Annotated in this window: 13 protein-coding genes and 1 pseudogene; 11 read left to right on the forward strand and 3 right to left on the reverse strand. The window is 38.3% G+C overall.

The genetic code is table 11. The features are described from left to right. Positions 1-4: 4 nt before the first annotated feature. From ABXG83_RS01105 to ABXG83_RS01120, 4 genes and pseudogenes are all read left to right on the forward strand, one after another. Positions 5-697 carry a DUF1003 domain-containing protein gene (locus ABXG83_RS01105; RefSeq protein ID WP_353549655.1) on the forward strand — a complete coding sequence of 231 codons (693 nt, stop codon included), beginning with the start codon at positions 5-7 and terminating at the stop codon, positions 695-697. Positions 698-720: 23 nt separating this feature from the next. Continuing rightward, positions 721-1,557, forward strand: a complete 837-nt coding sequence (locus tag ABXG83_RS01110) for a VOC family protein (RefSeq protein ID WP_353549656.1) — start codon at positions 721-723, stop codon at positions 1,555-1,557. Between the two features lie 76 nt (positions 1,558-1,633). Beyond that, positions 1,634-1,849 (forward strand): annotated as a pseudogene (locus ABXG83_RS01115) (glycosyltransferase); the annotation flags it as partial. A gap of 45 nt (positions 1,850-1,894) precedes the next feature. Further along, positions 1,895-2,872, forward strand: a complete 978-nt coding sequence (locus ABXG83_RS01120; RefSeq protein WP_353550750.1) for a glycosyltransferase — start codon at positions 1,895-1,897, stop codon at positions 2,870-2,872. On the opposite strand, the gene ABXG83_RS01125 is transcribed toward ABXG83_RS01120, so the two are convergent. The 3 genes from ABXG83_RS01125 to ABXG83_RS01135 form a co-directional block, all read right to left on the reverse strand. Continuing rightward, on the reverse strand, positions 2,857-3,318 hold the full coding sequence (locus ABXG83_RS01125) for a YqgE/AlgH family protein (RefSeq protein WP_353549657.1): 462 nt from the start codon (positions 3,316-3,318) through the stop codon (positions 2,857-2,859). The two genes, ABXG83_RS01120 and ABXG83_RS01125, sit on opposite strands and share 16 nt — an antisense overlap. A gap of 101 nt (positions 3,319-3,419) precedes the next feature. Further along, positions 3,420-4,127 (reverse strand): response regulator, encoded by a 708-nt coding sequence (locus ABXG83_RS01130; RefSeq protein WP_353549658.1) that lies wholly within the window; start codon positions 4,125-4,127, stop codon positions 3,420-3,422. After that, positions 4,124-5,185, reverse strand: coding sequence for a sensor histidine kinase (locus tag ABXG83_RS01135; protein WP_353549659.1), 1,062 nt, complete (start codon positions 5,183-5,185; stop codon positions 4,124-4,126). The genes ABXG83_RS01130 and ABXG83_RS01135 overlap by 4 nt, the downstream gene beginning before the upstream one ends. A 203-nt stretch (positions 5,186-5,388) precedes the next feature. Here ABXG83_RS01135 and ABXG83_RS01140 point away from each other — a divergent pair, with 203 nt between their 5' ends. From ABXG83_RS01140 to rplL, 7 genes are all read left to right on the forward strand, one after another. Next, complete coding sequence (locus ABXG83_RS01140; RefSeq protein ID WP_353549660.1) at positions 5,389-6,558, forward strand: serine hydrolase domain-containing protein; 1,170 nt, start codon at positions 5,389-5,391, stop codon at positions 6,556-6,558. A 124-nt stretch (positions 6,559-6,682) separates the two neighbouring features. Continuing rightward, a complete protein-coding gene (locus ABXG83_RS01145; RefSeq protein ID WP_353549661.1) occupies positions 6,683-8,128 on the forward strand; it encodes a serine hydrolase domain-containing protein in 1,446 nt (481 codons plus the stop codon). 199 nt (positions 8,129-8,327) lie between these two features. Beyond that, the gene (locus ABXG83_RS01150; protein ID WP_353549662.1) at positions 8,328-8,804 is read left to right on the forward strand and encodes a DUF4920 domain-containing protein; all 477 of its coding nucleotides are present in this window, start codon (positions 8,328-8,330) and stop codon (positions 8,802-8,804) included. Positions 8,805-9,087: 283 nt separating this feature from the next. Further along, entirely contained in the window at positions 9,088-9,534 is a 447-nt protein-coding gene (gene rplK, locus ABXG83_RS01155) for a 50S ribosomal protein L11 (RefSeq protein WP_353549663.1), read from the forward strand. Between the two features lie 25 nt (positions 9,535-9,559). Beyond that, positions 9,560-10,252, forward strand: a complete 693-nt coding sequence (rplA, locus tag ABXG83_RS01160; protein WP_353549664.1) for a 50S ribosomal protein L1 — start codon at positions 9,560-9,562, stop codon at positions 10,250-10,252. 57 nt (positions 10,253-10,309) lie between these two features. Beyond that, complete coding sequence (rplJ, locus tag ABXG83_RS01165) at positions 10,310-10,828, forward strand: 50S ribosomal protein L10 (protein ID WP_353549665.1); 519 nt, start codon at positions 10,310-10,312, stop codon at positions 10,826-10,828. A 119-nt stretch (positions 10,829-10,947) separates the two neighbouring features. Next, on the forward strand, positions 10,948-11,322 hold the full coding sequence (gene rplL, locus ABXG83_RS01170; RefSeq protein WP_133475421.1) for a 50S ribosomal protein L7/L12: 375 nt from the start codon (positions 10,948-10,950) through the stop codon (positions 11,320-11,322). Positions 11,323-11,465 lie beyond the last annotated feature (143 nt).

An 11,465-nucleotide genomic window follows, 5' to 3' on the forward strand; every position in this document is an offset into this window, starting at 1 on the left:
AGCCATGCCGATCAGTCATTTTACTAAACAGCCAATCCGGGAATTTGAATTGATTCGAGGTCATGAGATCCGCCCTGCGATCTTTGATTTGATACGAACTGAATATCCTGATTTTACCAATGAGAGCTGCATCTCTTTAGAAGAACTGAATAAGTACAGAAGACTTTACCTGGTTCAATTAGTGGAGGAGGAAAAAGGAGAGTTGGCTTTACTGGATAAGGATGTTATGCAGGCTATGAAAGACAATCTGATTTACGCAGAGAATATTGAACCGGAAATAGATACAAATGTAACGATCGGACAAAGACTAGCTGATCGTATCGCCGAATTTGGCGGCAGCTGGTTTTTTATCATTTCTTTTTTCTGTTTTTTGGCGGGATGGATTATTTTGAATGTTTGGATACTCGCAAATAAAGCATTTGATCCTTATCCGTTTATTTTATTGAACTTAATGCTTTCTTGTATTGCAGCCATACAGGCGCCAGTTATCATGATGAGTCAGAACAGACAAGAACAGAAAGACCGACAAAGAGCCGAGCATGATTATAAGATCAATTTAAAGGCAGAATTAGAGATCAAATTACTGAGTGAGAAAATCGATCATCTGTTGGTGCACCAAAATAAAAAATTATTGGAGATACAAGAAATGCAAATCGATTATCTGGAAGATCTAATGAAGAAAATTGGTAAACATTAATATTCACCGTTTATTCAACCTGTATGAAAAGAACAATCTATCCTTGTTTGTGGTTCAATAACAATGCCGCAGAAGCTGCAAACTTTTATTGTAATGTATTTGACGATGCAAAATTACTAGACTCGAACGCTATTGTTAGTCGTATTGAGATAGGGGGTATGACCTTTATGATGTTGAATGGCGGCCCCAAATATGTAATGACACCGGCCATCTCTTATTTTGTGTATTGCGATGGCGAACATAAAATCGAAAGATTATATGATCTTTTGAAAGAAGGTGGCAAAGTAATGATGCCCTTGGATAAATATGACTGGAGTCCACGTTATGCCTGGATCGAAGATCGTTTTGGTGTGAACTGGCAACTGGATGTCGAAGCGATCAATAGTCCACAAAAGATCGTTCCAAACCTCTTGTTTGTGAATTCGAAAAATAGTTGGGTGCATGCTGCGAGAGAAAAGTATACTTCTGTGTTCAAACCATCTATGTTATTAATGGATATGGCATATCCACCTCAAGCAGGGATGCCTGATGGCAGTTTGTTATTTGCACAATTCAAACTCAATGGATTTATCATGAATGCCATGAGTAGTACGCTCCAACACGATTATGATTTTTCGCCAGGTAATTCTTTTGTAGTGGAATGCGATTCTCAGGAAGAGATCGATTATTTCTGGGAAACATTGGGTAAAAATGGTCGTTATGATATGTGTGGCTGGCTGGCAGATGAATTTGGTGTTTCTTGGCAAATTGTTCCATCTATGCTGCCTCAATTAATGAGCGATCCTGAAAAAGGACCTCGTGTCATACAGGCATTTTTAAAAATGCAGAAGTTTGACATACAGACTTTGTTAGGTGCTTGAATTTTTTTTTATTACAAGCTTAATATTTTTGAGACGATAGCGACTCATAGAAAACAATCAATCATAAATATTTTTCATGAAGATCGCTATCCTTACCTTGGGCACCAGAGGTGATGTCCAACCCTATGCTGTTCTTGGTCAGGCGCTAAAGCAACGTGGGCATGATGTAGTATTAAGCACAGCCAAAAATTTTGAAAAGCTGGTGACTTCTTATGGACTGCGTTTTGTACCTGTTGAGATTGATTTTCAGGAATTGATTGAATCAGACGATGCAAAAAAAATCATGAAGAATCCTTTTCGGATGAAGAGGTATTTACGTGATACGATCTTTCCCAAGATGAGTGATGCATTTCAAACCTTTTATCAACTTGCACAAGAAAACGATAAAGTCTTATTCCATATTAAAACACTCTGTGACTATTTCGCTGATCGATTTCCTGGTAAAATGATCAGAACAGATGTGATTCCTGCAGGGGAACCTACTAAAGCCTTTCCTAATCCTGTTTTCAGTGCTTTGGGATTGCCGTCAATGATGAATAGATTTACTTATCGTTTGACTGAGCTGGGATTAAAAATGTGGAAGAAGCCCATTTTAGCTATTCGCGAGAAAGCAGGACTATCAGCCATATTTGTAAAACCATCACTCCCTTCCTTATATGGAATAAGCGAACATGTATTGCCTAGGCCTGATGATTATCCTTCAAATAGTTATTTTACTGGATTTTGGTTGGATGAAAGTCAACAATCTCTAGACGAAGATCTAGTCCAATTCCTACGATCAGGAGAACCCCCATTGCTTATAACATTCGGCAGTATGCCGTTCGAAAATAAAGTTGGACTTACAAATTTGATCAGATCAATTGTTGTCCAACAAAAAATCAGGGTTCTAGTAATTAAGGGATGGGGGTTGAATGATACCAATGATCTTGAGATTATTGATGGGGTGAAAGTGATTCACGCAGCACCTCACAGTGTATTGCTACCCTATGTAAAAGCAGTTGTCCATCATGGAGGTGTAGGAACAACCGCTGCCTGCTTAAGCGCAGGTAAACCTATGTTCATTTGCCCAATACTTTATCCATTTGGTGATCAGCTGTTTTGGGGAAATATAGTGCATCAAAATGGTTGGGGTGTTAAACCTGTTCCATTAAAAAAAATAAACGAAAAGATATTGAATGAAAAGGTAAGGGAGCTTTTACATAACTCAACTTTTTACACATCTACAGAAGAGCTTGCCCGCCGCTTAAAAGAAGAGGATGGCATCACAAAAGCGATTCAATTTATTGAAAATGATATTTCTCAATCAAACACATAAGAAGTGGGATGTTCTGAAATGATCCAACTTCCTTCTTTGATCTCATCTTCCAATTGTTGAGGATCCCATCCGGCATAGCCAATGAATAAACGAATATCTTTTTCAGTAAGTGTTTGGTTTTTTAAGTGCATCAATACCTGTTGAAAATCGCCTCCATAATACAGGTCATCTTTGATCCATAATCCACCTTCAATCAAGTCGGCTCTCCGATGTAGGAAGAAAAGATTCTCCTGATCTACAGGACCGCCAATAAAAATAGGAATAGGTGGGTAATTGATAAACTCACTCAGTTCATTCAGATTTCGTTTCAATGGAAAATGAAGAACGAAACCAACAGCACCTCTGTCATTATGCTCAACTAATAGAATAGGAGTATTGACAAAGTTGGGATCATTGATATCTGGAGTACTGATAATGACTTTGCCTAATAATGAAGCATTTTCCATAGTAAAAGATGAGTCGTCAAAATTACTTGAAATTTTTATCGGATACTGTAATTGAATTGTTTACCAATAAGCCGAAGTCCTGCTAACCGCATAGATGGATTTTATTTCTTTAGTAAGTCTTCCAAAACTCCTTTATAATGATTTCCAACTGGAACAGAGAAACTGCCTAATTCAATCTGGTGATTACTAAAAATGGTAATCTTCTTTTTATGAACGATATACGATTTATGTACACGCAAAAAATCAGAAGATAGTTCCTGTTCCAACTGTCCGATCCTGTATTTGATCATCAGTTTTTTTCCATCAATAAAATGAAGTTGGATATAATCTTTAAAACTTTCGATAAAAAGAATATCTGGTTCACTTACCTGATAGGTTTTTGTACCGGATTGAAGCAGTAATATTTTTTGTGATTGTAATGGTATTTTCTGTACATCGTCAGCAGCATTATGATTCCATCTTCTGTAAAATTTCTCTATTGAGGCCATAAAGCGCTCAAAACTGATGGGTTTTAACAGGTAGTCAACTATATCGAGTTCATAGCCATCCATTGCATAGTCTCGATATGCGGTGGTGAAAATTACTGGAGGTGCAGGTTTTAGTATTCTGAGTAGTTCTATGCCTGTCAATTTAGGCATCTGGATATCGAGGAAAAGTAAATCAATTTTGTTGATTCTAAGGAAAGCGGCGGCTTCCATAGCATTTGAACAAGAGCCACTCAGCTCCAGCAACCCTGATTCGTGAACATGCTTCTGCAATAATTGAATAGCCAGGGGTTCATCATCTACAATTAAACATGTTGCATTCATACCAATGGAACCTGCATTTTTACTTCAAAGATTTCATTTCTATCTATTACCCTTAACAAATAACAATCGGGAAAAAGTATCTCAAGTCTTTGCTTGAGATTTGTCAAGCCAATACCCGTATCCTTATTTTCACCGGACATGAAATTATTAGTGGTTATTAAAGTTAATTGATTGTTTTCAGCTTTTAATGTGATACAAAATATGATAGGCCCTGTAGTTTGTTCAGCCCCATGTTTAAACATGTTCTCAATGATAGGAACTAATAACAATGGAGCTATCCTGTATTGTTGATCTTTTTCATGTGAAAATTGAATACTTAAACGATCGCCAAATCGCATTTTGCCAAGATCAAGATAATTTCTAAGAAACTGAATTTCATTGTCTAAAGAAACATAGCTGGCATTACATCTGTACAATAGGTAGTCAAGTAGTTGTGAAAGCTTGTCAATGGTTGATGCTGTTTCAGTAGATTGCTGAATGGCGAGAGAATAAATATTATTCAGGGTGTTGAACAAGAAATGAGGGTTGATCTGTGCTTTAAGCGCTTCTAATCTAGCGCTTATCTTTTCTTTTTCGATCTCTGCCTGCTTTCTCAAAATACGTTGTCTATCTATCAACAGATAAAAAATGATAAATGGCAGCGCCCCGGAAACTATGCTAATGATGTAGTAGTTCAATAGTATTGAAAACTGGCTAAATATTTTCCATATCGATTCCTGCTCGCCAAAATTCCCCCCTAGTATCGGTTCTAGTACATAGATGACTAAAACCCTGTTAAGTATTGCAATTGTATAAATTCCGATACACAGCTCAACGATGCCGCGTATGATTTGTTTTTTGTCGAGTAGGAAAGGAAGTACTCTAACAGTACTTAAATAACTGACTGCTATAACTGCTAGAAGATGAATGAAAACAGTAACTGCCCTTTCTGATGTACTGAATTGATGTCTAAGTGTATCCGATCTTTCATTGAATAGATATTGAGTGAGGTATACAATATAAATGATCAGCCAGAATAGAATGTGTAATACGTATCTGTTTTCTTTTTTCAATTTCATCAGGTAAGTGATATCAATAAAAATAGAAAAATGTTATTATCCGGTCAGCCATTATAGACGAAATAGCGGAAATCGCATACAAAATGATGCGTTTCGGTTGCTCAAGTGAATATGTATTGTTTGTCTTCGATAGGCCCCGTTTCGAAGAATATGCTGCAATCATGGTGTGATTGATATAGAGATTTGCCAAAACGATAACCTACATGTTGATTTTTCGCGTGATGATCTTCCTTCTAGTGGTGAATACGGTGAGTGGTCAAACTTTTCTTCGTACCGGCGGTATTAAAAATATACGATCCATTGATATCATAAAGCAAGTCAACAGTACTCAAGAAATACTGCATGACCAGATACATCAATACCTAAGTAGTCTTGTAGATACATCGAATTTTCAGGGAGTAGCCCTGATCGTAAAACGTAACACAATTATTCATAAGTCTGTATACGGCAAGCGCAATCGGGAAGAAAATATACCTATTGATTTTAACACACAGTACTTGCTGGGATCGCTTAGTAAATCATTTGTAAGTATTGCAATTATGCAACTGGTAGAAGCGGGCAAATTAAATCTTTTTGCGCCAGTTGTTAATTACCTGCCTGAACTAAAAGAAGATCTCGCCAAAGGATTAACTGTTCATTTATTATTGAAACATCAATCCGGACTAGCTATTAATCTTGATTCAGTAACTAAATACCAGTTAATGGAGATTAGTCCTAAAGAATTACTTGCGCTGATCAATAAAACAAAAAGACGAGTTGAGCCGGGTATGAAATTCGAAATATCATCTTTGAATTTTATGCTTTTGGGGCTCATCATCGAGAAGCTTTCCGGAAAGAACTATGAGGAGTATATGAAAGAACATTTATTTACCCCCTTGCAATTATCATCAACGGGAATAAGTCATCTTTTTAGTCCTGCTCCACACAAGGCAAATGGGTATAGGCTCGTAGATGGTAAAGTACGAAGGATCGAAGATTTAATTTCTTATTCGTTTGCAACTGCTGATATGTATTCTACGGTTGGTGATCTGTTTACATGGGGTTATGCATTACAGCATGGATGGATTGTGTCAAATCAAAGTAAGGATCTGCTATTCGATGGAGGAGTAAAGGAAAATGGGAATTACGGATATGGCTTTCGCACCCAATCATATATGAGGTATGATATGTTTACTGATCCCGGAAAACTTATCAGACACGGTGGTGTAATGAACGGTTTCTGCGCTAACTACCACTATTATGATAAAGATGATTTGACAATTATTCTTTTAAACAATTATAGAAATCTAAGAATTCTTGATATCACGTTTAAATTAAAAGAACTCGTTTATGGATATGCTATTGGTCAAAGAAAAAATACATACGATGAATAAATATTACACAAATCTCAGTCGTCTCTACATCGTTTTCTTTTTGATATTGGGGATACATGTTAGTGGAAAATCGCAAGACCATTCTGGTGATCATAAAAAAATTAATGTGCTTTTAAGCAGGTTTATGAAAGCCATTCAAACCCGTGATTCAGTTAGTATGTATTCTTTTTTTGCCGATGTTCCTGTAACATGGGTAGGTGTATGGAAACCCGTTACACAAAAGCAACGACTGCAGAAAGATGAAAAAGCATTGGGATACAAAGTGTCTGACTATAAAACATGGTTCAGGTCTGTCTCTGCATCAGGGTTTAAAGAAGAAAAATTTCGCAACCCCGTGATAGTGACAGATGAATCGGTTGGGTCTGTAACATTTGATTATAGTTTTTGGGTGAATGGTAAAAAAGGAAATTGGGGAAAGGAGAGCTGGGGGCTTATTAAAGAAAATGATGAATGGAAAATTGCCAGCGTTTTGTTTTCGATGGATCTCGAATCTGTAAATAGTGAAAGGGATGATAGTCATTTGGTCCGTGAAATTAAAAATGAAAGGATGGAAGCCTATATGCAATCCATTCTAAGCGATACTCATTTCCAAGGAGCAGTACTAGTGGCTAAAGGGGATTCAGTGATACATCATGCTGCATATGGGATGTTTGATGTTGAGAAGGGGATACCCAATACAATTCGTACACAATTTTTAATCGGATCATTAACTAAATCTTTTGTAGCAGTTGCGATGATGAAACTGGTAGAAGAGGAAAAAGTGGATTTCTATGCTCCCATCGCCATCTATCTGCCAGGGTTAAAAAAAGAGCTATCAGATGGGGTGACCATTCATCACTTGATGAAACAACAGTCTGGGCTTGAAGCAAGTTTTGATAACCTCACTAAGTATGAAATAATGGATATTACTCCGGCAGAATTACTTACGATAATAAATACATCCAAAAGAAGTTTTAAGCCGGGTGAAAAATACCAGTATACGAACATCAATTTTGCTTTATTGGCTATGATTATTGAAGCAGTAACAGGTACAAATTATCAGCAGTATTTACAGCAATCTATCTTTGAGAAAGCGGAGATGCAGTATACAGGTATAGAGCGGTTGATAGATGTACCCGCTAACAGGGCAATCGGATATAGAAAAGTGAATGGGATTTTTAGAAGGGTGCATAATTCAGTTGCGTATGCTTTTGGAGCAGGAGATATCTACTCAACAGTATTTGATCTTTTCAAGTGGAAAAAAAAGCTGACTCGATTAGCGTTAATCAACGGACGAAGTCTCTCAACAATGTTTGATGGAGCAGGAAAAGATTGGGGTTACTATGGCTATGGCTTCCGTATTCAACCTTATCAAAGTTTACAAGAAGGAAAGGGTAGTGGAGACCTGATCAGACATGGTGGTACCATGAATGGGTTTATTTCCAATTTTCATTATTACCGTAATGATGATCTGACTGTTATTGTACTATCTAATTATAGAGATATTCCTATCCGTCGAATTACTTATCAACTCAAAGAATTGGCATTAGGTTTTGGGGCAGACGAAAGAAAAAATAAATACGAAGAGTAATGCGTCTAATATGAAAATCGCGCTCAAAAAAATAATGATGATCTGTTTTCGTAGTTTCTTTATGGATTTCAATATGATACAAAACTGAGGAGGCAAGGATATGGGTAATATGACCAACGGCACTAAACTTTAAAATAGATGATCCTATCTTTGTATCAGTATAATAATTACCCAATTCATTAATAATAAAAAAGGGAGTATGAAAAAGTTATTGATCGCCTTTTCCTTAATTCTTACTGTAAACACGCTGAGTGCCCAGCCACCCCAAGTGCCTGCTGATGCGGGTGCAACTTTTGGTAAAGTAACTACTGCTGAGAATGCAGTGAGTATGGAGCAATATGTAAAATTACTTGAATCAAGAGGAGACGGAAAACCACTGGAAGGAAAGATCATTGGTATTGTGAAAGAGGTATGTCAGAAAGAGGGATGTTGGATCAAGGTTGAATCACCGAATGGTAATTTGATGGTAAAAATGAAAGATCACAAGTTTGCAGTACCTGTTGTACTGAATGGTAAGAAAGTAGTGATCGATGGAGTAGGTACGCTGACCACCACATCCGTAAAACAGCTGAAGCATTATGCGGAAGATGCGGGTAAAAGCAAAGAAGAGATTGCCAAGATCACAGAACCCAAGAAGGAGATCGTGATACAGGCGGCGGGAATATTGGTGCTGTAAGCTTTGAACTACAAGCTTCAGGCCGCAAGCTACAAGTGAGAAATAAAAAGGTGCTGCTCATAGGAGCCGCACCTTTTTATTTGATTATCAATTGATTAGATATATTTCTATTTTGAGCTTGCAGCTTGTAACTTGAAGCCTGTAGCTTTTCCTCTCTTTTTCTTTGAAATTCCCCTTCATCTCCCTACCTTTGCCGCCCCAAAAGTTCTTTTTTCGAAAGAATGATTGAGTTTGGGAGTTCCGCCATAAGGCGAGACGTTATCACCAATTAAATCAAAAAGCAATGGCCAAAGAAATCACCGGCTATGTGAAGTTGCAGGTTAAAGGCGGACAAGCCAATCCAGCACCTCCCGTAGGTCCAGCCCTTGGTTCGAAGGGTATCAACATCATGGAGTTCTGTAAGCAATTCAATGCTAGAACCCAAGACAAAATGGGAAAAGTAGTTCCTGTTTTGATCACTGTTTACGCGGATAAGTCTTTCGACTTCATCATCAAAACCGCTCCAGCTGCTGTTCAATTAATGGAAGCTGCGAAGATTCAGAAAGGATCTAAAGAAAGTAACCGTCAAAAAGTAGGTAAAGTAACCTGGGATCAGGTTGAAGCAATCGCGAAAGACAAGATGTCTGACCTGAATGCATTCACACTGAACAGTGCGATGAGCATGGTTGCTGGTACTGCCCGCAGCATGGGATTGACTGTAGAAGGTAAAGCCCCTTGGGAAAACAATTAATTATTCACCTTATAAACTGTAAAAAATGTCACTGACTAAGAAAAGAAAAGTAGCAGCAGCCAAGGTGGATAAGAACAAAGCTTATTCCCTGAAGGAAGCTTCTGCACTCGTAAAAGAAATCAACTGTACCAAATTTGATAGCTCTGTTGACCTGCATATTCGTCTGGGTGTTGACCCTAAGAAAGCAGATCAGCAAGTACGTGGTACTGTATCATTGCCTCACGGTACTGGTAAGACCAAGAAAGTATTGGTACTCTGTACTCCTGATAAAGAAGCAGACGCGAAAGCAGCAGGTGCTGACTTCGTAGGTCTGGATGAGTTCATCACAAAGATCGAAGGTGGTTGGACAGATATCGATGTGATCATCGCTACTCCAGCTGTAATGCCGAAGATCGGTAAGTTGGGTAAAGTATTAGGTCCTCGTAACCTGATGCCAAACCCTAAGACAGGTACTGTTACCAACGATGTAGCAGCAGCTGTGAATGAAGTAAAAGGTGGTAAGATCGCGTTCAAGGTAGATAAAGCGGGTATCGTTCACGCTTCTATCGGTCGCGTATCATTCGCTCCTGAGAAGATCGCAGAGAACAGTGCTGAACTGATCAATGCAATCATCAAGCTGAAGCCATCTTCTGCTAAAGGCACTTACCTGAAAGGTATTAGCATGGCCAGCACCATGAGCCCTGGTATCTCTTTAGACACCAAATCATTAATGAACTAATTCCTAGTGATCTCGACGTTGTCGGGAAATGACCTGGGTTTATAAAAAAGATCAGATATGACAAAAGATCAAAAAAATGAGGTGATTGAGCTCTTAAAAGAGAAATTCGCCCAATACAATAACTTCTACATCACTGATACAGAGTCTCTCACTGTAGAGCAAGTATCTAAATTACGCCGTACTTGCTTTAATAAGCAGGTTGAAATGAAAGTGGCTAAGAACACTTTGATCCGCAAGGCTCTGGAATCACTGGATGCTGAAAAGTATGCAGGTGTATACGATTCTCTGCACAATGTAACTGCATTGTTGTTCTCTGAGAATCCGAAAGAACCAGCTCTGATCATCAGTTCTTTCCGTAAAGAAAGCAATGGCGAAAAGCCAGTGTTAAAAGCAGCTTTCATCAACGGTGATATTTATGCTGGTGATAACAACCTGAAAGCACTGACTCAGATCAAGACGAAGAATGAATTGATCGGTGAAGTGATCGGATTGTTGCAATCTCCTGCTAAGCGCGTATTGGCTGCTTTATTGCACCACCACGAGAAGCAAGCAGAAACTTCAGCTAGCGCTGAATAATTAAACGTATTAACTGAGGGATTGAGTTTTCAATATCTCAACTTAATAAAATCAAATTTTTTTAAACCATCCGACGGATTCGCTTAGGCGGATATGAAGCCGGAAAAAATTGAAACAAAATGGCAGACGTAAAAGCATTAGCCGAAACACTAGTAGGCTTAACAGTAAAAGAAGTTCAGGAATTAGCTGATGTATTGAAAGCTGATTACGGTATTGAACCAGCTGCTGCTGCAGTTGTAGTTGCTGCTGGCGACGGCGGTGGAGCTGCTGCTGCTGAAGAGAAAACATCTTTCGATGTAGTTCTTGTTAACGGCGGTGCTAGCAAACTGAACGTAGTTAAGATCGTTAAGGAATTGACTGGTCTTGGACTGAAAGAAGCAAAAGACCTGGTTGACGGTGCACCAAAGCCTGTTAAAGAAGGTATCTCTAAAGCTGAAGCTGACGATATCGTTGCTAAGCTGAAAGAAGCTGGTGCTGAAGTTGAAGTGAAGTAATTCACCCGCTTTAGTGTTAACCACAAAATATAGCCGCTCTTTGGAGCGGCTTTTTTTATGCCTTTCAAATTATAGGACACACGCTGCGATCATATTGATCCATTGATGTTTTTATTTACGATGAGAGATTTTAAACGGGTATA

Source organism: Sediminibacterium sp. KACHI17 (assembly GCF_040362915.1).
GTDB lineage: Bacteria > Bacteroidota > Bacteroidia > Chitinophagales > Chitinophagaceae > Sediminibacterium.